Raw genomic sequence first — 24,415 nt, forward strand, 5'->3', positions numbered from 1 at the left:
TGACGATGTTTGGCAAAATTTAGCTGTTTTTAGCCCATTTAGAGGACACTCGTTTGAATTGAGGACACGCCCTAATAAAAGGGCGCCTATTAATAGCCAATCATAAAAGTAAGACGAAATGCTTAAAGTGCAAAATATCATCCTACTATCAAATAATAAAATAAACAAGGAAACACCATTTAATAAATAAATACTTAGGTTGTTTGATAATGATAGTCTATAAGCCACCTGCCCTAACGGTACTAATTGTGGTTTAGCAACTAGCCTACGGTAAGTGTGGTATCACTAAACTTTACTACGCCCAGTTATGCTTTACCGTTATTTATCATCGTATCTATGCCAGACTAACGATATAATCACTCGTATCATCATTCATAAATAAAGCACTCTTAAACTATGACTATCAATCAACAAGACCTCGCAACATTGCCATCAACCACAAACACTATAGATAGCGATAACATTGAGAAAAAAGCTATCGCAGAAACTGTCATTCACACTGAAAGCAATAGTGTGAATGAGTGTGTTGAAGCAGAGCCAACCGAAGAAGATAGCGTCGATATCACACACCTACGTACTCCTATAAAGGTAGACCTGTCCCCTGTTTATGACTTTCTAGGTGCTCGAACCACGCAAGCCTGGGTAAATGCTGCCATTGAAAACTTGCCATTGATCATTCAAGATCATGCCAACTGCGAAAAAAAGGCCGCTGGCACTGCGATGAATTTGATATTTCGTTATGAGTTCTCGTATGACTTACAGCGTAAACTGGCACAGTTGATACGCGAAGAGATGCTGCACTACGAACAAGTACTGGGCATCATGAATGAGCGTGGTCAGGAATGGAAATATCTGAGTGCTGGGCGCTATGCTAAGGGTATGTTGAAGCACAAACGCACTTACGAGCCAGCAGCGATGGTCGATGTATTGATAATCGGGGCATTTATTGAAGCACGCTCTTGTGAACGTTTTGCCGCGTTGGCCGAAGTCATCGATGATGAGCGTTTAGCAAAATATTATCGTTATCTACTCAAGTCAGAGAGTCGTCATTTCGAAGATTATCTTGCGCTCGCTCAATCATTATCAGATGAGAATATAGACGAGCGAGTCGCGTTCTTTAAAGAAGTAGAAGCTGAATTAATCAGTAGCCCAGATGCTGAGCTACGTTTTCATAGTGGTACACCTGCATAGTTGATGTATAAATGATAATAGCTATCGATATCTTGAAATCTTACTTGTCATCTTCCATCAATGGACTGTCATACTGTTTATTACTTTTAGCGACATTGTGCGGATCATGATCTTCCGTAGCCTTTTCTGCTGCGGCTGGATTTGCCTTTTGTAATGCATCGTCAGGAACAATACCATTATTATCATCTGCATCTTTTAAGCTATGATCGTTATTGACGCTTTCGTTATGTGAGTTATTCATTAATACTCCCTACTATGATAATTACTCGTCTAACCCAAGAAACACTATAGATCTGTCGAAATTTAAACCTATCTAATCTTTTTCATCAGGATTTAAGACACGAGTTTGCGCATTATCAATGTCGGCATAACGATTTAAATCATTAATACCTTCACTCTTTGGCGCGGTACTACCGACAGTGTCTTCATTGATATTGTCATCAAATGCAGTGCTTCCTTCCTGATCACGGCGATCAGGTTGGCGTGCTGGATTGTCATTGTCGTTTACATGTTCTGAGTCGACAACTGACTCATCAAAAGTATCCGTTCCTTTGTTCTCAGTGGTATTTTTTTCAATTGCATTATGATCGTTAGATCCTAGCACCTTTACATTATCTATTGCTGAGTCTTTGGCTTGCATTGTCATATCCTCGTTTTATATTTATTATTTTGTCGATTTGGTTAGCCCGCTGTCATCCGTAGCCCTCTACTCGTTACCTTTTTGGCTCAAGTCATAGGCACTCAATTCTGCTGCGTTTTTGCCACCCGCTGGAAGGTTCTCTTCCTTACGTGGATCAGCATAAACCTCGTCCGTTTCTTGTGAGTCTTGCTCAGGGCCATCTATTTCAGGCTCATGCTTACGTCCTGCATAGCTGTCTTTAGGGTTTTTTAATACGTTAGCAGCAGGGTCATCTACGATTACTTTTTCCTCTGTTTCTGTTGCTACTGGTTCTTGCATAGTCATGGCGCGTCCCTCGCTTTATTATTGGTTATTATTGCCTATTAGGTCGATATTCTAATGTTCAACAGACCCTACTTATCGGTACGTAAGTCATCATTGATAAAAGGCGTTTGCTCTTCTTCATTTAACGGTTCAGGAGCGTCGACTTTCTTATTCTCTTTTAGATTCTTCTCGATTTCCTGACTGTTTACTTGTTCTGCAGCTTGCTTGATATCAGAATTGTCAGTATTAGTAGCACTCATGATTTATTTCCTATTTTTATAATTGGGTTGGGGCATGTCCTCAATTCAAACGATAGTCATCTAACTGGGTTAAAAATGGCTAAATGAACAATTAATACTTATCAAACAGCGTCGGAATTGATATTAATTATAGGTATGACCTTGGGCAATGCACCAGTGTACTGCCGTATCAATATGTGAATAATTGTGAGGTTGCAATTCAGTTTGTAACCGTTGCAATTGGTTAGCACAAAAAAACCAAGCACCAGTATTTACCAGTGCTTGGTCAGATAGATAATCGAATAGCTGATTATCGGCTAAAGGTACTTTTACAAATTAGCTAGATTCTTCCACACGATTAATCGTTTTTAATAAATGCTCTTGTGCGACATGTGGCTCCTCGCCTGCTGCGGGCTGTAGCTGCTGCCAAACACCAGTACCATCGAGTGTCCATGCTTGCATATTATCCTGTAAGTAGTTAATCAAACCATCTTGGTAAATCTGCTTAAACAGCTTTTTGTTCTCAATTGGGAATGCTACTTCTACACGATGGAACAGGTTACGATCCATCCAGTCTGCACTACCGCAGTACAAGCGCTCATCGCCATTATTATAGAAATAATAAACGCGCGTATGCTCCAAAAATCGACCGATAACGGAGCGTACCGTAATATTTTCAGACAGCCCTCTCACTTGCGGACGTAGACAACACATGGAACGCAAAATCAGCTCAATCTTGACGCCTGCTTGTGAGGCATCATATAACTTATCAATGAGTCGACGCTCGGTCAGCGCATTGGTTTTGATAATAATATGCGCGCGCTTGCCAGCTTTGGCATGAGCGATTTCATCATCGATAAAGCTCATTAGTTTTTCATGCAGCGTAAACGGGGCATGTAGCAGTTTTTTGAGGTTGGCAGGTTTGCCCATGCCGGTTAACTCTTGGAAAATCTTGTGAACATCTTCTGAAATATCAGGGTCGGCGCTAAACAGACCATAGTCGGTGTAAACCTTGGCATTGGCCGCATGATAGTTACCAGTGCCTAGATGGACATAACGGCGGATTCGGTCGTCCTCGCGGCGTACGATTAGCATGAGCTTGGCATGGGTTTTATAACCAACGATACCGTAGACCACGACCGCGCCTGCTTCTTGTAAATAGTTGGCGACTGCGATATTAGACGCCTCATCAAAACGCGCACGTAGCTCGATGACGGCAGTGACTTCTTTGCCATTGCGAGCGGCGGCGGCAAGCGCCTTGACGATTTCTGAATTGGTGCCTGAGCGATATAGTGTTTGCTTAATCGCCAATACTTTGGGATCACTGGCTGCCTGCCAAAGTACATTGATAATCGGTGAGAACGCATGAAAAGGATGATGAACCAACACATCACTTTTACGCATGGCAGCGAACATACTGGTCGATTTATCGGATTTGTCCATTTCACGGCGAAATGCTTTTGGCACGACATGGGTAAACGGCTGATAACGCAGCGCAGGAATATTAAAGTCAAACAGCAAGCGCGTTAGATTCACTGGGCCATTGACACGGTATAGCTGATTGTCATGCAGCTCAAACTCATTGAGCAGATACTCACTGATGTGCGTTGGACAATCGGTTGTGACCTCAAGACGTACTTTATCACCAAAGCGGCGGTTTTCAAGCTCACCTTCTAGTGCCTTGGCAATGTCTTCGACATCATCAGCCAAATCTAAATCGGCATTACGTGTCAGTCTAAATTGGTGACAGCCTGTCACACTCATTCCAGGGAATAGCTCACCGATATGCTCATGAATGATAGCGGATAGCATCACATGATGCTCTTTGCCACCAGTCAGCTCATCAGGCAAGCGAATTACGCGTGGCAGACTACGCGGCGCAGGCACAATCGCTAAGTTGATATCACGTCCAAAGGCGTCTTTACCTTCCAAGGTAGCGATAAAGTTTAAGCTTTTATTTACAAGACGCGGGAACGGATGCGCCGGATCAATACTAATCGGCGTCAATACGGGTACGACTTGCTCCGTAAAATAGCGCTTCATCCATGCAGACTGCTCAGCGTTTAGCTCATCACGTTTGAGATAGCGAATATCTTCGAGCGCGAGCGCTGGCAAGATATCTTCATTGAGAATACGATACTGCTCACTGATTGCGGCATGAGTGATAATAGATATCTCGTTCAGCACTTCGCTAGGGCGCATGCCATGAGCACTGGTCGATACATCACCGATATTAAGCTTTTGCATGATACCAGCGACCCGAATCTCAAAAAACTCATCGAGGTTAGATGAAAATATAATCAAGAAAAATAAGCGCTCAAGCAATGGATGGCGTGGACTGGATGCCTGTGCCAAGACACGCAGATGGAACTGTAATAAAGACAAATCACGATTGATATAACTGCTGGGTGAATAGCTGCCATCTTCTGAGCGTTGCCATTCGATTTCAGCCAAGTCATTTTGGTTACTACCTACACTGATACCTTTATCAAGGGTTTCATTAGCACCCTCGTTCACATTATTAACGTCAATTATATCGTTAACATCACCGCTGCCCTGATTGTTAGTCATCTCTACCACGTCACTACTCCTTTTGCGTTATCGATACGCCATCATCTTTTATAGTTCTGTCTTTATTAGGGTATATCCTAGGGCGTGTCTTCATTTCAAAAATGGCGATAAAAATGAGATAAATTGCCGCCAAACAAGAAAAATAGCGCAGATAATATCGGGATATTAGCCAGCTATTTGACGCTGTCTGGCAAGATTTAGCCATTTTTAACCCATTTAGATGACTATCGATTGAATTGAGGACACGCCCTAGTCTTATTCGAAATAGCCGAGCCTACAACATCCGATCCTATAACCTAACCTAGCCCTAATGATTTATCTTTACGAAGATGCTTGTGGCAATACGGCGTTTTTCATGCGCTTTTTGATAATACGTTGCTTGTTACGTAAGCGTTTATCACCTTGATTGTCTTCGTAATATTTTGGGTTGGTTAACATAGAGATAAGCAACGCTGACTCATCACGGTTGAGATTGGCCGCCGACTTATCAAAATAATGGTGCGCTGCCGCGTCGATACCATAGATACCATTGCCAAACTCTGCCACATTAAGGTAAGCAGTCAAGATACGCGGCTTGTCCCACAGTGTTTCAATCAGCACAGTGATAACAGCCTCTTCGCCTTTACGGACATAAGAGCGATGTGAGGTTAAGAACAAATTTTTTGCCAGTTGCTGAGTAATTGTTGAGCCGCCAGCTGACATCTTACCTGTCTCTTCGTTTTTCTTTTGTGCCGCTTTAATGCCTTTAAAATCGAAACCACTGTGCTGACTAAATGTTGAATCTTCACTTACAATCGCCGCTTGCTTGGCAGACTTGGCGATCGCATCATACTCAGCCCACGTCTGAGTGACCGTGCCGCCCGTTAGGCGATGCGTCAACATAAACATGCTGTTATTAATTGGCTGCGTTTTCCAAATTAATAGTAACCCAACGACCAAAATATGGAATGCAACGACCAATAGCATAATTGCCAATAACAGTCGTTTGATGAATGTGCCAAAACTTGCCATGCGCGATATCCGAGTGGTTAAAAAAATAATAAGCTAATCTATTAGGGTCTGTTGAACATTCAAATATTAGGGCTGCTGATTGCTAAAATTGCACCAAATTAGGCGCAAGCCGACGATAATGTCGAGACCTTAACTAGGATTGCAACAACGTTTGGGGTGATTTTAGCATCAGCCTTTCAGGGCAGTACTATTTTCTGCCAATATATGGCGAAATTGTTTAACCTAGAATCACTAGGCGTCAAAAATTTCACTGCATATTGTCTAAAAAATAGTGACTGCCAGCACCATATTTGAATGTTCAACAGACCCTAATAACGAGGGCGTGGCCTCAGTCTGAACCGTAAACTATAAATGGGCCAAAAAACAGCAGTGACAAACCCATAGTTATAAGCCTGTCATTAGCAAACCATCATTAGTCATTAATAGCAGGTCATCTTACCTAATCTCACAATCGCTGTCATTATTTACCCCACTTCTTTATGATGTAATGACCCTTGAGGTATTTTACACTTTAGATAAGCGCGTACTAGGGCGTGTCTTCAATTCACTCGATAGTCATCTAAATGGGCTAAAAATGGCTAAATCTTGCCAAACATCGTCAAATAGCTGGCTAATATCCCGATATTATCTGCGCTATTTTTCTGGTTTGGCGGCAATTTATCTCATTTTTATCACCATTTTTGAAATGAAGACACGCCCTAACAACCAGCGCTTTGCAATCAGTAAGAAGATAAGAGACTAACCATGCACGATGATAATATAGAAGTGTTACGAGCGCGTGTTATTGCAGAAAATCCGAGCCTCGGCACCGCTGATAAGAGCAATCAATGGTGGTTATTGGGTACATCGGGCTGTCATTTATGTGATATCGCTGAGCAAATAATTAATCAGTTTCAGGCGGTACAGCCGATTGGTTACCAAAATCTCGATATTGCAGACTTTGATGAGGCACTCATGATGGAGTTTGCCACGACTATCCCTGTGATTTTGACGCCATCAAAGCGATTAAACTATCCGTTTTCGGTTATGGATTTGCAGCAACTGCTCGGATAATAGCATTAGGCTTATCATAAAGACGTTCTATTATAGTCAATCTTTTATAAACTGGGGACGGTGTCAGTCTTGCCACACAAATGATTGGTGAGTCCATCAAGATGCCAGTCGCCATCATCCCAACTGCAGCGGGAATGATGTGGGCAGATACATAACATTATCTGACCATACCCTTTATACTATATATACAACATTCTGATGATATCTCGCTTTTATGACCATTCAACAATTATTCAAAACAGCACCCGTCACAACCCTGCTACTAGCCAGTTTTATTGGCCTATTTATTATGCAGGTGCTGACAGGTGTCGATGCCAATAACCCCTCCACTGAAGCACTGCTCAAATGGGGCGCGAATGCATTGCCTTACACGATGCAAGACCAACCATGGCGGCTGGTCAGTAGTGCGTTTTTGCATATTGGTTTGATGCACTTATTGTTTAATGGCTTTGCTATGTATTTCTTTGGGCAGATTGCCGAGCCGATGTTTGGCTCAGCCAAGTTTTTGGCGTTATTTTTGCTGGCGGCAATCGGTGGTAACTTGCTCAACAGCTATGTGACGTGGCAAAGTATTTTGGATGGCACGGGACAGCCTGGACTATCAGCTGGTGCATCAGGCGGTATTATGGGTATTGGCGCAGCATTACTAATCGCTGCACTGTTTAAAATATCAGTAAATGGTATGGTGCTGAATCTCAAAAGTCTGATATTTATTATGGGCATCAACTTGGTTTATGGTTTTGCTGTACCGGGTATTGATAATGCGGGTCATATCGGTGGTGCTATTACCGGACTGGTCATTGCACTGGCCTTCGCTATTGCTTACCGTCAGCGTTTGGCTGTCGCACTACAAAACGCAGCTATCTATCAAAACCAAAATTCACACCGTTATCAAACGACCTACATCAATCAACCGCCTAGCCTTGATAGTTACTCAGCTCATCAGGCTACTGATTTAGATACGACCGATTCACGTAGCGATGATACTTATGCTCAAAGCAGCACTGGAACGGATGCAGGGTCAGATATCAACACTACTCATGCCAACAGCATCACACCAAAAACACCTATCAAACCCTCCTTTATCTGGCAGTTATTGCCATGGCTAGCGATGTTATTGATCAGTATTGGCTTTGTCTGGTGGTGGCAAGATATTCACTATCAGATATTACAAGTATTAAAAGCTATTGAGTAAACGCCCATACTTATCTATCATGGCTCAACGGCTTCTTAGTTTGGTTTTCTCTACTCGCTTATTGCTATCTAATTGTTTTACCTTATGACGACCACTCCTTTACGAGATTCTCTTATGTTTACACTTGCAGCGCTACCTCATATCTCTACGCGTACTATGTTCAATGCGTTAACCGCTACTGCGCTATTCAGTGTGGCTAGCCTGTCTAACGCTGCGATTTTTAATGACAACTTACCGACTGACAAAGATGCCGTACTCAGCGTCGGCGTCAACGTCATGGCGGTCAAATCAGCTTATGATCTGGAAGACGATACCGAGGTAAATGTGTTACCAGGTGCATTTTATGACAATAACAGATTTTATATACGCGGCGCGCAAGCGGGTGTCTACGCGATCAATGATGGTGTCAACCAGTTGTCTGCCTATGCCAAACTCGCTGGTTCTGAGTTTGATCCTGATGATGCCAATGGTGCGCTTCAAGGTTTGGATGAACGCAAATCATCAGCAGAAGCAGGTCTGAGCTATCAGCGTCGTACGTCTGTTGGCGGCATCCGTGCTCAGATAGGGACTGATGTGTTAGATCGTAGTGGCGGCAACACGGCTCGCTTGACGTATCTTGCTAGAATCACTAAAGGCAAGCTGACGGTCTATCCAAGCATTGGCTTTGAGTATCATGATGCTGACTACAATGAATACTATTATGGCGTCAGTGATGAAGAATCAGCGGAAACAGGCGTTGACGCTTATAAATCTAATTCGAGTGTGAACCCATATATTAATATCAGTGCCAACTATGACTTCAATGATCGTTGGGCAGGATTTGCCAATCAAAGCGTGAGCTATGTCCCAAATGAGCAATACGATAGCCCAATGGTTGACTCACGTACTGAAGCAGCGACGACACTTGGTTTGCTTTATAAGTTTTAATAAAGCTTAGAAGTTTGATATAAAAAAGACCTTACCGCGTGATGTGGTAAGGTCTTTTTTTATGACAACTTTAATTGTAAGGTGTGCCTAGCGCACCGATAATATAGCTATTTCTTGAAACTGGTATGTGGGACGCAGCCTAATCTAGAAAATCCTTTTAAATATGTAGTTAAAGATTACTAACTTTGGATTTAGCATCTTTATCTTCTGCAGATTTCCTCGGACCTTCTGGAGTGAGTTGATACAAAGCGTCTAGTTCTTTTGGTTCTGAAATTCCTTTTTTTACTATGAAATTAAGGAGATCAAACATTTTGGAAGCTACCTGGTCAAAGTCTTCGTCTGTCATTGTTCCTGGATGAACAGCATTATTTCCTGTAATTCGTACCGTATCAGCTACTTTAACAACCATAGGAGGTAGAATATTTTTAGAAGCAAGACTACGAATATCAGTATTTATATTTTTACCATTTTCACCTAGATGCTTACATAGCTTCTGCAACGCTAGTCTAAGTAGAGCTGCTGAGCCACGAGGTGACTTTGAAAATATTTTTGCCGCTTCAATATAGTCGGCTTTTACATCACTGGGCATATCATCCTCAGGCAATGCCGCCAATCCATTATCTGGAAATAAAAGTATAGCTTCCGCAACGTTCTGTCCAGATGAACTTTGACTATAACCATTTACCCTCCAAAGACTTTTTTCATTACAGTATGAACAAATTGACTCGTGGTATTTCGTAAGGTAACCTTGATTGACTAAATTAGCCCAAGTCATATGGGCATAAGTACCACATAAAGGACAATTAAACCCATTTTTATTAAATTCTGGTGTAGTAAATTTCATTATTATCAATTCTTCTAATTGCAGGAAGCGCTAGGGGCACTAAAAAGTGTATTTCTTTTAAGATAAATATTTTAAAATCACTATACTTTAGTTATCCACTTCTAAAATATTTTCAACAGAATTTTTTTTAATCCAACGGTAGTGGTTTATTAGCCCACTTTTTTTAGTTTCGAATACTCTTTCATCTTCATTTATTACTGCTTTTAGTAGCCAACCTGCATCTATGCCAGCTGATTTTACAGAGTCTTCTTTATCTTTATGCTTTTTATATAGCTCAATTAAGGGCGTTCCTTGCCAATGGAAATTGTCACCACCCATCAAATCTCTTAATGAAAACCACTCATCTTTTCTATTCTTACACCAGCAATAAACTCCGCCTTGCAAGAAAGCTTTTATATTGTCTTTCTGCTCTCCGGTAATTTGGTACACATTATGTATTCTATGACCTTCATCTACAAACATAACTCATCCTTAGTTTTTGGTTAAAAATATGAAGTCAATAAGTATCTTAGACAGCGATTTCATCTAAGATTTTTTGGCCATCAGGCATGCTGGATCTTGTCTGAAGAAAAACCACATTACGATCAAGAATTTTTTTAATTTTCGATGCTGATATTGGTGCTTCTAAGACCACGAAATCTATTAATTTTTGATAATGACATTGATTTGTTTCACCTTCATAGTCTTTTTCAAGTGTTTCTCCTGAACCTTTTCCATAAGCTACGATACCTACGCCATTCTCGTACAGAAAAACGGTGTCATTTTTTTGGATTTTGTTTATTTCGAGTTTCCAATCACCGTAATACGCAGCCGCTATACCTTGGCCTAGCATCTCTTTTTGAGCATTTAAATCATGTCTTTTATTAGTGTTTAAGACATGAAAATTTGTAGATATTGAGTCTTTAATTTCGTTATTCTCAAGAACACCTTCTGCAACCTTAATCCCTTCTTCTATCAAATCAAGCATGACATCCTGCTTTGAGATTGACAGATATTCTGCAAGATCTTCGATGGCTAATTGAAGTTCTTTTGGAATACGTACTGTAGTTGCAACAAATTCACTTTTAATTTTCTTTGCTTTCTGGGTCTCAATAATCTTACTTGTTATGTCTGACATATTTATACACCTCTGCGTTGATTTATAGATACTATATATTTAAATCCATAATAAATCAACATAGATTTATTAAAAAATCTAAAATAAATCAACATAGATTTAAATCAAAAAAAAGACCTTGCCACATAACATGACAAGGTCTTTTTTATTTCTAACTTCTCAATAAAATCTAAGCATTACTTTTTAAATACGCTAACATAGTGTCTGCATCTGATACTTCAAATGGGTCTATTGGGCAGTTGTCGCCAAAATCAGCTTCCTTAAACACTTTTTTAACTTCTTTATTGTCGACTACCATCGAATAACGCCATGAGCGCATACCAAATCCAACATTACTCTTATCAACAAGCATGCCCATTTTACGAGTGAACTCACCATTACCATCAGGAAGTAAGAAAACGTTTTCACGGTTTTGCTTTAGACCCCATTGGTACATGACGAACGCATCATTGACAGAAATGCAAACTACTTCATCTATACCTAATGCCTTAAACTCATTATAAAGCGCTTCATAACGAGGGAGATGGCTGGTCGAACAAGTTGGCGTAAAGGCACCTGGTAGAGAAAACACAACCACTTTTTTATTGGCAAATAACTCATCTGTGGTTAGATCATACCATGTGAACGGGTTGTCTCCTCCAATAGAGTCATCACGAACACGAGTTTTAAATGTCATATCAGGTACATGGGTAATCATTGTTTACTCCGAGTTAGGTTATTGTCTTTTTTATTTCTAAATTCTCAGTGTCACAAATATGACGCTGCTACCAGAAATACGAGTGCAAAGGGTACTTAGCGTACATTGAGCAAGTCTGATGCTGTAGCAGGTCACTACTTGATCTACTGCTTGGTCTGCTGCTTACTTAGGATTCACCATATCAGCAGGAATAACCCACTCATCAAACTGAGCTTCAGTTAATAGCTCTAGCTCAACCGCAACTTGCTTCAACGTTTTGTTTTCTTTATAAGCAGTTTTAGCGATTTTCGCTGCATTCTCATAACCTACATGACGGTTCAATGCAGTCACTAGCATCAATGAGTTGTGCAAGAAGTCATCGATTTTGTCTTTTACTGGCTCGATACCAACGGCACAGTTTTCATTGAAGCTGTTGCAGCCATCACCCAATAGTTTGATAGATTGCAATAAGTTAAACGCGATAACTGGCTTATACACGTTTAGTTCAAAGTTACCTGATGCGCCAGCCATGCTGATCGTTACATCGTTACCCATGACTTGAGCGACAACCATCGTCAGTGCTTCTGACTGAGTTGGGTTAACTTTACCCGGCATGATAGAAGAGCCTGGCTCATTTTCAGGAATCGTCAATTCGCCTAGACCACAACGAGGACCTGATGCCAACCAACGTACATCGTTAGCGATTTTGTTTAAGCTAGCTGCTAGCGTTTTTAGTGCGCCTGAGGCAAATACTTCTGCATCACGAGCCGCTAGTGCTTCGAATTTGTTTGGTGATGTTACGAATGGCAAGCCAGTCAAAGTCGCTAATTGCTCAGCAGCGGTCACTGCATAATCAGGATGAGCGTTTAGACCCGTACCAACTGCAGTACCACCTAGTGGCAATTCATATAGGCCTTGCAACGCATTATCAATACGTACCAATGAGTGATCAAGTTGGCTGACATAGCCGCTGAACTCTTGACCTAACGTTAATGGAGTAGCGTCTTGTAAATGCGTACGACCAATTTTTACGATGCTATCGAATTCTTTGGCTTTTGCAGCTAGCGTATCGCGTAGTGCTTTTACCGCAGGGATTAATAAGCTATTGATTTGACGAGCAGCAGCCACACGAATCGCTGTTGGGAAGCTGTCGTTGGTAGACTGTGCATGGTTTACATGGTCATTTGGGTGAATTGGCGTGTAGCTGCCGCGCTCAGAACCAGCGATTTCATTAGCACGATTAGCCAATACTTCGTTCATGTTCATGTTTGACTGTGTGCCAGAACCCGTCTGCCATACAACCAATGGGAACTGATCCGTTAGACCACCATTGATGATTTCGTCAGCAGCTTGCACGATTAAATCGCGCTTGTCATCTTCGATACGCTCAAGGCTAGCGTTGGTGATTGCAGCGGCTTTTTTGACCAGTGCCATTGCTTCAATCATCGGACGCGGCAAAGTTTCACCACCGATTTTAAAGTTCTCACGGCTACGCTGAGTTTGCGCACCCCAATAAGCGTCAGCTGGAACTTCCACGTTGCCCATGGTGTCTTTTTCGGTACGAGTTGCCTGATTCTGTGTCGACATAACTACCCTCTTTGATGGTTTGTTGTTTTATGACTGCTTCGTAAAAAGTGCAACAGCTGCTGCACATAAAGGAGAATACGATGTAAAGTGGCGTTATGATAGCATGACTAGGGCGTGTTGAATATTCACAAATGGCCTTGAGCGATGCCTAAAAGCGAATGCCTAAAAACACCTGTCACCATCAATCTAATACTTCATTGGATGGGATACCTATGCACCCTAAATCAATACACCCTGAGCCACACAATCTTGACTCAAAAAGCCTCGAATCATCTAGGTCAACACCCAGCAACCCGCCCAGACGACTATTTACTCGCCAGCGTCGCCAGTTAAGTGACGGCGCGCGTAGGAATTTAGGGCAAGCTGCCAGTTTACAGCTAGCTAAATTACAGCAGCGATTACCAGCACATGCGCGTATTGGCTTATATTACGATGGCTTTGGTGAGCTACCCACTCAGCCAATATTAGACTGGTGTCAACGCTTAGGCTATTTACCTTATTTACCAGTCGTCGGCTCACTTGGTCATACTAGCGATGGCAGTGATGATAAACATCTACGCTTCGTACCCATTTATCATTCGAAGCTACTCAACATACCGACGCGTATCCATCGGTTAGGTATGAAGCAAAACCATCATCGCCGTCTACTTTGGGCGCGCGAATTGGATGTCATTATCTGCCCACTGGTGGCGGTCGACATAAACGGCAACCGTATGGGTATGGGTGGCGGGTTTTATGATACAACGCTTGGAAAAATCTATCGGTCAGGGGCCAAGAAACCATTAAAAATTGGCTGGTGTTATGATTTCCAAGTGGTTGAGCAATTAGCGCGGCAGCCTTGGGATGTGCCATTAGATGGCTTAATTACGCCAAGCGGCATAAGGTGGTTTTGATGAAAGACGATAAACAATTTGAAAAAGACTCTAGCGCTGCTGATTCCAGTGCAGACAGTGTGGATGAGTATTTGCAAACGTTAGGTAGCGAGGATGCTAGAGAGCTACGTTACTACAGTCAAGAACAGCCTTTTAGCTCTGATGAGATGACAAGGCTAGTCAATGAAGAGCGTCTAAATAAACTGCTAGCGCAAAGTGATGCGTTTTTGAGTAGTTTAAGCGGTGAGATTAGAGATTTTGATGAAGATGGCCTCTGATTTGAGTAGGGTGCGCCTAGCGCACTAAAAAACAGATTGATGATAGTTCTTATAGTCGATTCAATTTAAAAGTAGTACAAGGCAACCGAGTGCAGATGTATATGTGATACTTCAAGCGAGGTTAACGCTGTAATTCTTTTATAGAGGATTGACTATAGTGCGCTCGGTGCACCCTACAAAACTTATATACCAACCACATATATTCCTTTACTTCCGACATCAGCATAGCTCACTTTTTTAAATTTAATTAACATAGGTATCGTACCTTGATTCCCTCAATAACTCATTCTAATAAGAAAACCATAACGATTGTGATTATGCTTATAGTAATCATCGCGCTATCACCTGCCTTTTTTTAAGCAAGTTTCAAGTGTTTTGGTCACCCTTTCAAATCCTAAGCCATGACGATATTAATAAAAACCAACAAGGCATTTGCTTAGCGGAAGATAGACAACTTGATGAAAAAGAACTGTTTGTTCGCGCTATGCAAGGCTATTGGGACAAACGCACACACAGCGTAGCAAGAGATATTAATTATGAAGGTGACGTTATCATGCGGTGTCAGAAACAATCCCTATGTGAATATTGGAAGATACCTGAACCCCTGCTGTTAGGAGAGTATACAAAAGCCATTTTAGATCGACCAGATACTATCGATTTCAAAGCCCTGATGACGGACTATTTTCAGGCCGCACTCTTTGAGCAAGACAGTATAGCGAACCTGTCTCAATACAACAACGGTCTGCTTCCTTATTCTATATTAGCCGCAGAACAGGGTAGCTACAGTTTGATTCCCAGTGATTGTTGTCAATTATTGACCGATAAACAATACAGTCAGGTGTTTATCAAACAAGACCCTGAAGCAAACACCGAACACCAACAACGCGGCAATGGTCATTACTTTATTAAAGTAAAAGAAGTACTTTTGTCCGATCCTAAAACAGATGGACCGATGGTGGACAAACCGTATCATTTAAGACCGCGTTCTATACATTATACAATATCCGCAATTTCCAATTGCGGTGAGTTCTATGAGGAATATTATGAAAGCATACTTGATTTTGATTATGTCGATTTATCTTTTAAAGATCGCGTGCTTGAAGGAGGTCGTCCTGCTGGCAATTCACTGTATTGGTATGATGATAAATATATCAAAGGAGAGGAATTTGACTCCACCACAGACTATGACGAGTATTTAAAAATACGACAAGTCATAGACGAAAAAGCAAGGCAGTATTTAATAAAAAACAGTCAATTAAATAAACCATAGGAAAGCGATTATGAGTACTTTTAATTTAAGCTTTTAGCGCCGATGAGTAACGGCAGTGATTAACGAGAGACGCCTAAATAAACTGCTGGCCCAAAGCGATGAGTTTTTGAGTAGTTTAAGCGGTGAGTTGAGAGATTTTGATGATTAGGTATGACATATGAGCACACAAAAAATGTCTATAAAGACATTCGCTAGCTACTTTCGAAACAAACCACCACGATTCTTTTTCGCTATTTTGTGGGTTGTATTTGTCTACCAGATTATTATGTCGGGTTTTGAACTAAATCCTTATGAGCTACAGGTGCTTGATGCTAGTGTGCCACTTTCTTATCCTATAGAAATAGTTGTCATATTGGTAGTCTCAATGCTTCTTCATTTAAGCTTTCTCGTTACTATTGATATATATATGCGTAGCCAGTCGAAGTTTTTTACCATGCTGTTTATGACCACATTATTTTTATTTTTCTTCGATATAATAAGCCTGCATACACCACCCTTGAGTTGGATCATTATATGGAGTTTCTTGTCATTTCTACTGTTTTTGGTTATTTGCTTTTGTCAGGCTTGCTCATTCTTTTTAAGTTGTGTATTCCGTAGAACCTAGTAATGAAGATAGGAAATTTCATACCTAATTAAAAATACAAGTTGTCCTACAACATCACAATCCAACCAGACATCGATAAGGAAATACCGTAACGGATAAATACTTATTTTTATATCAAACTATTGTTTATAAATTACCTATAAACTATAATTGTTGGAAATAATTATCATTACCGAATAGGTATTCTAGTGTCTGGTTACTTTGCAAATAAATTTATATCGCCATACTTACTAGGGCGTGTCATCATTTTAAAAATGGTGATAAAAATGAGATAAATTGCCGTCAAACAAGGAAAATAGTGCAGATAATATCGAGATATTGACCAACTATTTGACGATGTTTGGCAAAATTTAGCTGTTTTTAGCCCATTTAGAGGACACTCGTTTGAATTGAGGACACGCCCTAATGTTCTTACTATTTTTTTGGGTAGCTCTATTACTATTTGGTGTCTACTTTTGGGAATATGATGGAACTAGCAGCTTAGTAGGGTTCGTTTATTATGTCTCTTTCATGGTTTCAATGATTATCGTTACTTATAGAGAAGTACAACAAGCGAAAAAGCGTATCTACGATAAAAAATTACTATTAGTCACCCGCTCATCGTTTCAGATAGAGAATAATAGCTCGCTACTAGCTTCTGATAAGAAATTCTTAAAGTTATCGAATTTTACTTTTTGGGCTATATCAATGCTCTTAATTCCGTCAGCCATCTTATTCGCTTATAATATGGTTAATGGTATAGAAGAATACGATGGTTTCCTTTTTCTCGTTTTTGGGCTATTTCTTATGAGCTATATCTTTAAAGATATACAACTAACCAGACAACGAATACTCAGTACATAGTCCAAAACACCATTTAAACGTTTAAAAACAAGTCGTCTTATCAAAATAAAAAAACTCTCTGATATAAAAATATCAGAGAGTTTTTTTCGTTTTGATCTGTCATATCTACTTGAAACGATATGATTTGTAAACAATCTCAATAATTGTATTACAGCACCATCGCTGCTATCCAACCAAATATCAATAACGGAATATTATAGTGAATAAAGGTCGGCACCACACTGTCTTTGATATGGTCATGCTGTCCATCGATGTTTAGACCAGACGTTGGCCCCAGAGTCGAGTCTGACGCAGGCGAACCCGCATCACCCAGCGCGCCAGCCGTACCGATAATCGCCACAGTCGCCAATGGCGAAAATCCTAATGAAATACACAGCGGTACATAAATCGCGGCCAAAATAGGAATGGTCGAGAATGACGAGCCAATACCCATGGTCACAATTAGGCCAACCAATAGCATAATAAATGCCGCGATTGCTTTATTACCCGCAAACAGTGACGCCGCACCATCGACCAATGGCTGAATCTGCTCAGTTACTTTCATGACTTCCGCAAACCCTTGCGCCGTAATCATAATAAAGCCAATCATCGCCATCAATTTGATACCATCATTAAAGACCGAATCGGCTTCACGCCACTTGACCACACCAGTAGCCATAAAGACACCAAAACCAAACATCGAACCCAGCAATAACGAATCGGTATAAAGTTGTACGACAAAAGCAGTCACGATAGCTGCCAGTGCAACCAGCGTTTTGAGCTTGCTTTGCGACTGTGCATCAGCCGCCGTCTTGCTCAATGCATCACCCTCTACGACTGCATCATGTGCCTCTTTATCTAGCGCAACTTGTTGATACGCGCGTGGCTTGCGATAACTGATAAAGACAGCTATCAGCAAACCAATAAACATGCCTAAGGCTGGTATCGCCATCGCTTTAGTGACAGAAATATCACTAACATCAATGCCCGCCTCGCCCACGTTTTTGAGCATGATTTGATTGAGGTAGATATCACCAAAACCATATGGGATAAACATATAGGTGGTGACCAGACCAAAGGTAATCAAACAAGCAATCAAACGTCTGTCAATATGCATGCGATTGAATGCTAGTAACAGTGGCGGTACCAATAAAGGAATAAAGGCGATATGAATAGGGATTAAGTTTTGGCTAAAGCAGCTCATGGTAATGAGGCCTGCAAACAGCATATACTTAATCATGCCACTGGTGCCACCCGCATCAATGCGCTTAATGACGGATCCTGCCAGTGATTGCGGCAAGCCCGAATGAGCAATGGCAACCGCAAACGCCCCAAGTAGCGCATATGACAGTGCAATCTCTGCACCATTGCGGATACCTTCTTGAAACGCCTCTAAAGTTTCTGTGATACCGAGACCCGCTATTAATCCACCAGCCAGCGCACCAATTAATAAACTGAGCACCACGTGCACTCGCGCAAGTGACAGCCCCAACATGATGATGACTGCCAGCAGTACCGCATTGATTGCCATGTGTTGCCTCGTATTCTATTTGCTTTGTTTCAATTTAAACTTATTGATATCTCATAATGTATGGATATCGCCATCGTCTTAAAAATGCTTTTTCTCGAATGTGTCTCTGAAGCGTTCTACTCTAAAACACAGCGTTTAAGACGCGCGACAGTTTACCTTATTTTGCCTATAAAACCTATGCGTAGAACCCAATAGATATTTGATAGCTTCTGTTTATAAGTGTTCTCTAAGCGTCTGTTATAACTGCTTTCTATGACTCTTGTATGGCTACTTCCGATATACTGACTCTCACCAGTGACGCATTAAGCTCATAACCGTATGACGCTCTGTATTCAGTTAGATATAAATATTTTGCAAAGTTAAGCAGGTGAGTATGAGTACAAGCCTTGCAATTTTATCTGCGAGCACCATTTATCTAAACATGAACCACGAACTTGACTTTACAAGTCTGGTGAACGAGGAAAAATATATGAGTGAACATAAAATAGCCCAAGACAATATCGACATAGATGTCGACGTTTCATCTACTGTTGCTGATGATAACCAGCCAGACACTGTGTCTAGTCATGCGTCAGAAAGCGAGTTAGAGACAGCGTCTGACAGTATCGAAGATATTACAAAAGACGACGATACTGCCAAAGATGACGATAGTGAAGACAGTACCAGTGAAGACGACGATGCTAAAGACAGCGTTGAAGACGACACCTACTTACCATTATTGGCATTGAGAGATGTGGTCGTCTACCCACATATGCAAATTGCCTTGTTCGTCGGTCGTGCACCATCGGTCAAAGCCGTTGAGCTGGCACAGGCTGAGTACGGTAATAAAGTACTGGTCGTGGCGCAAAAAGACTCACTGACCGAAGACATTGATCAAGACAACTTATATCAGTACGGTACGGTGTGCCGCATCGTCAGCACCATGCCACACGATAGCGATGAAAACTGCATCAAGGTATTGATCGAAGGGCAGTATCGCGCCCGTGTCGATAACATAGAAAGTCATGACACGCTATTGATGGCGAGATTTGAGCGTGCTGACCTCGATGTCAGTATGGATGAGAGTCAGCAAAAGAACACCATCCAAGCACTGACTGCGCTATTTGAAAGCTATGCTGATGCGCGTCTGCGTAATGCACGCGAGCTAACGCGTGTGGCCAAACGTATCGACGACTTACTTGAGTTGGTCTACTTCATCTCAACTCGTGTGTCGATGGACCTTGATATTAAGCAGTCTTTCCTAGAAGAAGACGATATCAAAACGCACATCAATACCTTGACTGAATACTTGGTCAAACAAAGTGCTGAACAAAATATCGAACAAGATATCCAAGAAGCTGTCCGTCAGCAAATGGAAGAGAATCAGCGCGAGTACTTCTTAAACGAAAAAATGAAAGCCATCAAAAATGAGCTTTCAGATATGAATGACGGCGCGTTCGATGGTGATGATGATGTCGCCGAGCTTGAGCAGCGCTTAGAAGATGCTGACTTGCCAGAAGATGTCCGCAAAAAAGCGGAGCAAGAGTTTAAGAAGCTCAAAATGATGCCACCTGCATCGAGTGAATCGTCAGTCGTACGCAACTATATTGAATGGATTTTGGACACGCCGTGGAACGCGACGACTAAAGTTTCTATCAATTTAGACAAAGCTAAAACCGTATTAGACGAAGACCATTACGGCTTACAAGATGTAAAAGACCGCATCTTAGAATACCTCGCCGTGCAATCACGTGTGAAAAAACTCCGTGGCCCAATTCTATGTCTCGTCGGTCCTCCTGGTGTCGGTAAAACCTCATTAGGTGAATCGATTGCCCGTGCCACTGGTCGTAAGTTCGTGCGTATGGCGCTTGGTGGCGTGCGTGATGAAGCGGAAATTCGTGGTCATCGCCGTACCTATATCGGTGCGATGCCGGGTAAAATCGTCCAATCACTGGCTAAAGTTGAAGTCAAGAATCCGCTATTCTTATTGGATGAAATCGATAAGATGGCACAAGACTTCCGCGGTGATCCAGCATCAGCATTGCTTGAAGTGTTAGATCCCTCACAGAACGATACGTTTAACGACCATTATTTAGATATGGACTTAGACTTGTCACAAGTGATGTTTATCTGTACTGCCAACAGCATGGATATTCCAGCAGCCCTCCTTGATCGGATGGAAGTTATTCGTCTGCCAGGTTATACCGAAGAAGAAAAAGTAAATATCGCACAGAAGTATCTGGTGCCAAAAGCGATCAAAAATAACGGTCTCAAAGAAGGCGAGATTGAGATTGTTGAAGCAGCGCTGCACAGTATCGTTCGTAGCTATACGCGTGAAGCTGGTGTCCGTAACCTTGAGCGCGAAGTGAATAAAATCTGCCGTAAAGTGGTTCGCGGTTCAGTCGAAACACATGGCGCGCGTGCTCCGAAAAAAGCAGAACGTGAGCTAATCGTGGTCGATGACAAAAACATCGATGATTATCTCGGCGTTCATCAATATGACTATGGTCTGGCTGAAGAAGAGCCTGAGATTGGTCGTATTACTGGTCTGGCGTGGACGCAAGTCGGTGGTGAGCTACTCACTATCGAAGCAGTCGCCATGAAAGGCAAAGGTGAGCTTAGCTTTACGGGTTCGCTCGGCGATGTCATGAAAGAGTCAATTCGCGCGGCTATGAGTGTGGTTCGTGCGCGCGGTGAAAGCTTGGGCATTGACTATGAGACGTTTAAAACCACTGACGTCCATGTGCATATGCCTGAAGGTGCTACGCCAAAAGATGGCCCATCAGCGGGTGGTGCACTGACGACAGCACTAGTCTCTGCGTTAACTGGCATTGCCATTCGTCCAGATATTGCGATGACAGGTGAGATTACCTTGCGCGGTAAAATCCTACGCATTGGTGGTCTCAAAGAGAAGCTACTCGCGGCACATCGCGGTGGTATCAAGCATGTATTGATTCCAGCGACCAATGAGCGTGATTTGGCTGATATCCCTGATAACGTGAAAGAAGGCTTAACCATTCAGCCAGTCGCGACGATTGAAGAGATATTGAAAGTTGCATTGGTGAGCATGCCAGTTCCAATCAAGCCTGCTAAAGTAACAGTTGATAAAACCAAAGGTAAAGCACTGCACAGTTAATAACTTATGCAGGTATGGCTAAAGCCTTACAAAATCTAAAGAGCCGCTTATCACTATGATGGGCGGCTTTTTTTTGAGCTTGAATACTGTCAAACGCTATAGTGCTACTAGGGCGTGCCCTCATTGTCAATATAGTGACAACTTGCCATAAAACGTGGAAGATATACAGATAACATCGAAATCTAGACCAGCTACTTGACGCAGTTTGGCAAAATTTAGCCATTCGTTGCATAAACCAAGCATTTAAAATATAAGTAGGTTGTTAAAAGAGTCGTATCTACCGTTAATCAAAAGAGGCCACTTGATTTCCAGGATCTTTTGCTGGATCAACGGGTTTGATGGTTAAGTCACTCTGAGTATTATAAAGCTTATTAGCAGAGCCTGTACTTGGTGTCTGGCCATTGGTTTGAACACCGTCTACTGGATCAGTAACGTATCCATAGACTTTCTTGTTGAAATCTACTTTCTCGCCGTGCTGTGCTGAAGCATCTTCAGACACGCCCATCTCACGATTATTACCTCCTGTATTGGCTTTAGTGTTACTGCCATCTTCTACGCTATTTTTGAGCGAATCAGTCGCAGAAGCATTACTGTCGGTATTTGAGTGATTTTCTTGCTGAGCATTTGGTACGATATCTTGGCTATTAGCAGGCTTAAAATAAAATACCAGCAGCCCCATGACAAACAAGAAGAATACTCCGATTATAATAGGAGTTATTTTTTTCATAGTATTTTACGTCCAATAAATAAAGCATAAAAGTGTCAAGACTGGGTATGCTGTACACTTCTTTAATGTGAGAACATGGCTTAATACACGCTTTGATACTATTAGATCGTGTCATCTAAAACTCTCATGTTAAACGACACCAGCCTTTATTATCATAAGTCACTGTAGCCAATCCATTGAATGGCTACAGTATATAAAAACCTTTTTACTAGGGCGTGTCTCCTTTTTTGAAATGAGGACACACCCTAATCCTTGACGTCCGACTGACTAGCTCCGAGCTGTACTCAATAATGCCGCGTACAAATCAACTCTTGGACGTACGATACCGTTACGTGTGTCTCTGACACTAACGCCATTTTGTGTAAAACGACGTGTGGTATCGTCTACACTATCTTGAGTCATTTCGAGAGCTTTCGGTGCGCGCAACACGGCGTAAGCACCTGCCATGTGAGGCGTTGCTTGCGAAGTACCGTTCATCGTGATGCCTGCAGCAGTGATGTCATATCCTGGTGCCAAGATATCCAACAGGTTAGAGCTGTTTGAGAAACAGGTCACTTCATCTACTTGATAGCCATAATTGAATTTTGGTTGATTGTATCTATCATTGCCACAGTACACTCGACTATTTGAGCTCGCAGTATCGTGAATGGCTCCCACAGCGATTGCATTTACCTCAGATGCAGGCCAACCAATTGCATCGGTAAGATACTCATTGCCGGTAGCCACGACCGAGGCGACACCTAGATCTTTGAGATCACCAAGCATTGTTAGGTTATTCGTCGCAGACTTATAAGCGCCGCCACCTAAACTCATATTTAAAGAAACAACATTAAGTCCATTGCTGTTTCTGGCAATGTGATTGTTGTATATCCAATTTAAAGCGCCTTGTATGGCATATGAGGGCGCACGTAATCCGCGCTCACCTTTCTCATCTATCTGCCAGTTGAAGACATCTAAAGAAACCAGCTTGGCTTCTGGCGCAACGCCTAAAGCGATGCCACTCACATTAGTACCATGTTTAGAAGGATCGTCATCCAATTGACCATCACCTTGACCATTTGCTTCTTGAGCGAACTCATAGCTGCCTACCACACTACACTGCGCACTACCGATATTACAGTTACCAAAAGCATTACGGTTGGCATCCAGTCCTGTGTCTAATATGGCAACCACAGATCCTTGACCTTTAAAAAAGTATTTTCCAGCTTCTGTATTAATATAAGTGCTTGCGGTTTGTGGTTGTTTCATATGTGCAAGGCTTTGCTGTAGCGTTGGTGCCACATTGATATTGGGTTGTACTGATGCTACATCGATGCTATTGAGTAATGTGACCAAATCTTGCTTTGACTGTATCCGATAAAAACTGAGTGGTGAACCATAGTAATCACGCAGTACTTGAGTATCTTTAAGCTGTGACTGTACCTGCTGCTTAACCAACTTATACTTTCTTGTCGCGACACTCTTGCCCGTGTTGTCACTGTTATCTACCGCATAACGATCCTTATTAAATGTAACAATCAGATCATTAGTATCGTTGGCCAATAGACCATTAACATCGATATTGGCATCACGTAGCTTTTCTAATGCACTAGGGCTTAGTTGCTCAAACGCCTCAAGTGACGTATTAACTTCTGCATGAGCCATAGAGACAAAACTACTCGACAGCAATGCAATGAGTAGCGGTGTCGCTCTTGATATTGTTTTCATAACATATCCTTATTGGAAAATAACTTCATAGAGTGGTGGTTTAGATACTTTGGTTCATAGCACTTAAATAGAACCAACATAGTTCTGATGATTTATGAGCATGCGTAAAAACAGGAATATATAAGCTGTACCGAT

The 24,415-nt window shown here is 41.8% G+C and carries 22 protein-coding genes; 8 read left to right on the top strand and 14 right to left on the bottom strand.

What is annotated here, in order from left to right:
* Positions 1 to 513 precede the first annotated feature (513 nt).
* Positions 514 to 1,191 carry a tRNA-(ms[2]io[6]A)-hydroxylase gene (locus tag QL982_RS02315; protein WP_290165721.1) on the top strand — a complete coding sequence of 226 codons (678 nt, stop codon included), beginning with the start codon at positions 514 to 516 and terminating at the stop codon, positions 1,189 to 1,191.
* Between the two features lie 40 nt (positions 1,192 to 1,231).
* Here the strand turns inward: QL982_RS02315 and QL982_RS02320 are convergent, their stop codons facing one another.
* From QL982_RS02320 to mtgA, 6 genes are all read right to left on the bottom strand, one after another.
* The gene (locus QL982_RS02320; RefSeq protein ID WP_290190142.1) at positions 1,232 to 1,432 is read right to left on the bottom strand and encodes a hypothetical protein; all 201 of its coding nucleotides are present in this window, start codon (positions 1,430 to 1,432) and stop codon (positions 1,232 to 1,234) included.
* Between the two features lie 72 nt (positions 1,433 to 1,504).
* Positions 1,505 to 1,831 (bottom strand): hypothetical protein, encoded by a 327-nt coding sequence (locus QL982_RS02325; protein WP_290190143.1) that lies wholly within the window; start codon positions 1,829 to 1,831, stop codon positions 1,505 to 1,507.
* A gap of 66 nt (positions 1,832 to 1,897) precedes the next feature.
* Positions 1,898 to 2,155 (bottom strand): hypothetical protein, encoded by a 258-nt coding sequence (locus QL982_RS02330; RefSeq protein WP_290190144.1) that lies wholly within the window; start codon positions 2,153 to 2,155, stop codon positions 1,898 to 1,900.
* A 68-nt stretch (positions 2,156 to 2,223) separates the two neighbouring features.
* Positions 2,224 to 2,394, bottom strand: a complete 171-nt coding sequence (locus QL982_RS02335) for a hypothetical protein (RefSeq protein WP_290190145.1) — start codon at positions 2,392 to 2,394, stop codon at positions 2,224 to 2,226.
* 315 nt (positions 2,395 to 2,709) lie between these two features.
* A complete protein-coding gene (gene ppk1, locus QL982_RS02340; RefSeq protein ID WP_290190151.1) occupies positions 2,710 to 4,944 on the bottom strand; it encodes a polyphosphate kinase 1 in 2,235 nt (744 codons plus the stop codon).
* 321 nt (positions 4,945 to 5,265) lie between these two features.
* Positions 5,266 to 5,955, bottom strand: a complete 690-nt coding sequence (mtgA, locus tag QL982_RS02345) for a monofunctional biosynthetic peptidoglycan transglycosylase (protein WP_290190146.1) — start codon at positions 5,953 to 5,955, stop codon at positions 5,266 to 5,268.
* 744 nt (positions 5,956 to 6,699) lie between these two features.
* On the opposite strand from mtgA, the gene QL982_RS02350 reads away from it, so the two are divergent.
* The 3 genes from QL982_RS02350 to QL982_RS02360 all read left to right on the top strand — a co-directional run bounded on the left by QL982_RS02350 (position 6,700) and on the right by QL982_RS02360 (position 9,130).
* A complete protein-coding gene (locus tag QL982_RS02350; protein ID WP_290164448.1) occupies positions 6,700 to 7,008 on the top strand; it encodes a glutaredoxin family protein in 309 nt (102 codons plus the stop codon).
* Between the two features lie 214 nt (positions 7,009 to 7,222).
* Positions 7,223 to 8,203: a rhomboid family intramembrane serine protease gene (locus QL982_RS02355; RefSeq protein WP_290164447.1), complete on the top strand. Its 981-nt coding sequence runs from the start codon at positions 7,223 to 7,225 to the stop codon at positions 8,201 to 8,203.
* Positions 8,204 to 8,317: 114 nt separating this feature from the next.
* Positions 8,318 to 9,130 (top strand): MipA/OmpV family protein, encoded by an 813-nt coding sequence (locus tag QL982_RS02360; protein ID WP_290164446.1) that lies wholly within the window; start codon positions 8,318 to 8,320, stop codon positions 9,128 to 9,130.
* 169 nt (positions 9,131 to 9,299) lie between these two features.
* Here the strand turns inward: QL982_RS02360 and QL982_RS02365 are convergent, their stop codons facing one another.
* The 5 genes from QL982_RS02365 to fumC all read right to left on the bottom strand — a co-directional run bounded on the left by QL982_RS02365 (position 9,300) and on the right by fumC (position 13,354).
* Entirely contained in the window at positions 9,300 to 9,974 is a 675-nt protein-coding gene (locus QL982_RS02365; protein WP_290164444.1) for a DUF4145 domain-containing protein, read from the bottom strand.
* 87 nt (positions 9,975 to 10,061) lie between these two features.
* Positions 10,062 to 10,436: a hypothetical protein gene (locus QL982_RS02370; protein WP_290190147.1), complete on the bottom strand. Its 375-nt coding sequence runs from the start codon at positions 10,434 to 10,436 to the stop codon at positions 10,062 to 10,064.
* A 46-nt stretch (positions 10,437 to 10,482) separates the two neighbouring features.
* The gene (locus QL982_RS02375; protein WP_290164441.1) at positions 10,483 to 11,091 is read right to left on the bottom strand and encodes a hypothetical protein; all 609 of its coding nucleotides are present in this window, start codon (positions 11,089 to 11,091) and stop codon (positions 10,483 to 10,485) included.
* A gap of 169 nt (positions 11,092 to 11,260) precedes the next feature.
* Positions 11,261 to 11,788 carry a peroxiredoxin gene (locus QL982_RS02380; RefSeq protein WP_110923162.1) on the bottom strand — a complete coding sequence of 176 codons (528 nt, stop codon included), beginning with the start codon at positions 11,786 to 11,788 and terminating at the stop codon, positions 11,261 to 11,263.
* Positions 11,789 to 11,950: 162 nt separating this feature from the next.
* Positions 11,951 to 13,354 (bottom strand): class II fumarate hydratase, encoded by a 1,404-nt coding sequence (gene fumC, locus QL982_RS02385; protein ID WP_197134523.1) that lies wholly within the window; start codon positions 13,352 to 13,354, stop codon positions 11,951 to 11,953.
* A 212-nt stretch (positions 13,355 to 13,566) separates the two neighbouring features.
* Between fumC and QL982_RS02390 the strand changes: the two genes are divergently transcribed.
* From QL982_RS02390 to QL982_RS02400, 3 genes are all read left to right on the top strand, one after another.
* Positions 13,567 to 14,247, top strand: coding sequence for a 5-formyltetrahydrofolate cyclo-ligase (locus tag QL982_RS02390; protein ID WP_290164439.1), 681 nt, complete (start codon positions 13,567 to 13,569; stop codon positions 14,245 to 14,247).
* Positions 14,247 to 14,504 carry a hypothetical protein gene (locus QL982_RS02395; protein WP_290164437.1) on the top strand — a complete coding sequence of 86 codons (258 nt, stop codon included), beginning with the start codon at positions 14,247 to 14,249 and terminating at the stop codon, positions 14,502 to 14,504. The genes QL982_RS02390 and QL982_RS02395 overlap by 1 nt, the downstream gene beginning before the upstream one ends.
* A 370-nt stretch (positions 14,505 to 14,874) precedes the next feature.
* Positions 14,875 to 15,774 (top strand): hypothetical protein, encoded by a 900-nt coding sequence (locus tag QL982_RS02400; RefSeq protein WP_290164436.1) that lies wholly within the window; start codon positions 14,875 to 14,877, stop codon positions 15,772 to 15,774.
* Positions 15,775 to 17,369: 1,595 nt separating this feature from the next.
* On the opposite strand, the gene QL982_RS02405 is transcribed toward QL982_RS02400, so the two are convergent.
* Positions 17,370 to 18,731, bottom strand: coding sequence for a Na+/H+ antiporter family protein (locus tag QL982_RS02405; RefSeq protein WP_290164435.1), 1,362 nt, complete (start codon positions 18,729 to 18,731; stop codon positions 17,370 to 17,372).
* 469 nt (positions 18,732 to 19,200) lie between these two features.
* On the opposite strand from QL982_RS02405, the gene lon reads away from it, so the two are divergent.
* Positions 19,201 to 21,846 (top strand): endopeptidase La, encoded by a 2,646-nt coding sequence (gene lon / locus QL982_RS02410; protein ID WP_290164434.1) that lies wholly within the window; start codon positions 19,201 to 19,203, stop codon positions 21,844 to 21,846.
* A 283-nt stretch (positions 21,847 to 22,129) separates the two neighbouring features.
* Here the strand turns inward: lon and QL982_RS02415 are convergent, their stop codons facing one another.
* Positions 22,130 to 22,573: a hypothetical protein gene (locus QL982_RS02415; RefSeq protein WP_290164432.1), complete on the bottom strand. Its 444-nt coding sequence runs from the start codon at positions 22,571 to 22,573 to the stop codon at positions 22,130 to 22,132.
* Between the two features lie 267 nt (positions 22,574 to 22,840).
* A complete protein-coding gene (locus QL982_RS02420) occupies positions 22,841 to 24,280 on the bottom strand; it encodes a S8 family serine peptidase (protein ID WP_290164431.1) in 1,440 nt (479 codons plus the stop codon).
* Between the last annotated feature and the right edge of the window lie 135 nt (positions 24,281 to 24,415).

Source organism: Psychrobacter sp. 5A.1, from assembly GCF_030407455.1.
Taxonomy (GTDB): domain Bacteria; phylum Pseudomonadota; class Gammaproteobacteria; order Pseudomonadales; family Moraxellaceae; genus Psychrobacter.

Coding starts and splice junctions, on each gene's coding strand:
- QL982_RS02405 (WP_290164435.1), bottom strand. CDS start 18,731: ATGGCAATCAATGCGGTACTGCTGGCAGTCATCATCATGTTGGGGCTG.
- lon (WP_290164434.1), top strand. CDS start 19,201: ATGAGTGAACATAAAATAGCCCAAGACAATATCGACATAGATGTCGAC.
- QL982_RS02330 (WP_290190144.1), bottom strand. CDS start 2,155: ATGACTATGCAAGAACCAGTAGCAACAGAAACAGAGGAAAAAGTAATC.
- QL982_RS02365 (WP_290164444.1), bottom strand. CDS start 9,974: ATGAAATTTACTACACCAGAATTTAATAAAAATGGGTTTAATTGTCCT.
- QL982_RS02355 (WP_290164447.1), top strand. CDS start 7,223: ATGACCATTCAACAATTATTCAAAACAGCACCCGTCACAACCCTGCTA.
- fumC (WP_197134523.1), bottom strand. CDS start 13,354: ATGTCGACACAGAATCAGGCAACTCGTACCGAAAAAGACACCATGGGC.
- QL982_RS02415 (WP_290164432.1), bottom strand. CDS start 22,573: ATGAAAAAAATAACTCCTATTATAATCGGAGTATTCTTCTTGTTTGTC.
- QL982_RS02420 (WP_290164431.1), bottom strand. CDS start 24,280: ATGAAAACAATATCAAGAGCGACACCGCTACTCATTGCATTGCTGTCG.
- QL982_RS02395 (WP_290164437.1), top strand. CDS start 14,247: ATGAAAGACGATAAACAATTTGAAAAAGACTCTAGCGCTGCTGATTCC.
- ppk1 (WP_290190151.1), bottom strand. CDS start 4,944: ATGACTAACAATCAGGGCAGCGGTGATGTTAACGATATAATTGACGTT.
- mtgA (WP_290190146.1), bottom strand. CDS start 5,955: ATGGCAAGTTTTGGCACATTCATCAAACGACTGTTATTGGCAATTATG.
- QL982_RS02375 (WP_290164441.1), bottom strand. CDS start 11,091: ATGTCAGACATAACAAGTAAGATTATTGAGACCCAGAAAGCAAAGAAA.
- QL982_RS02390 (WP_290164439.1), top strand. CDS start 13,567: ATGCACCCTAAATCAATACACCCTGAGCCACACAATCTTGACTCAAAA.
- QL982_RS02320 (WP_290190142.1), bottom strand. CDS start 1,432: ATGAATAACTCACATAACGAAAGCGTCAATAACGATCATAGCTTAAAA.
- QL982_RS02325 (WP_290190143.1), bottom strand. CDS start 1,831: ATGCAAGCCAAAGACTCAGCAATAGATAATGTAAAGGTGCTAGGATCT.
- QL982_RS02350 (WP_290164448.1), top strand. CDS start 6,700: ATGCACGATGATAATATAGAAGTGTTACGAGCGCGTGTTATTGCAGAA.
- QL982_RS02370 (WP_290190147.1), bottom strand. CDS start 10,436: ATGTTTGTAGATGAAGGTCATAGAATACATAATGTGTACCAAATTACC.
- QL982_RS02335 (WP_290190145.1), bottom strand. CDS start 2,394: ATGAGTGCTACTAATACTGACAATTCTGATATCAAGCAAGCTGCAGAA.
- QL982_RS02360 (WP_290164446.1), top strand. CDS start 8,318: ATGTTTACACTTGCAGCGCTACCTCATATCTCTACGCGTACTATGTTC.
- QL982_RS02380 (WP_110923162.1), bottom strand. CDS start 11,788: ATGATTACCCATGTACCTGATATGACATTTAAAACTCGTGTTCGTGAT.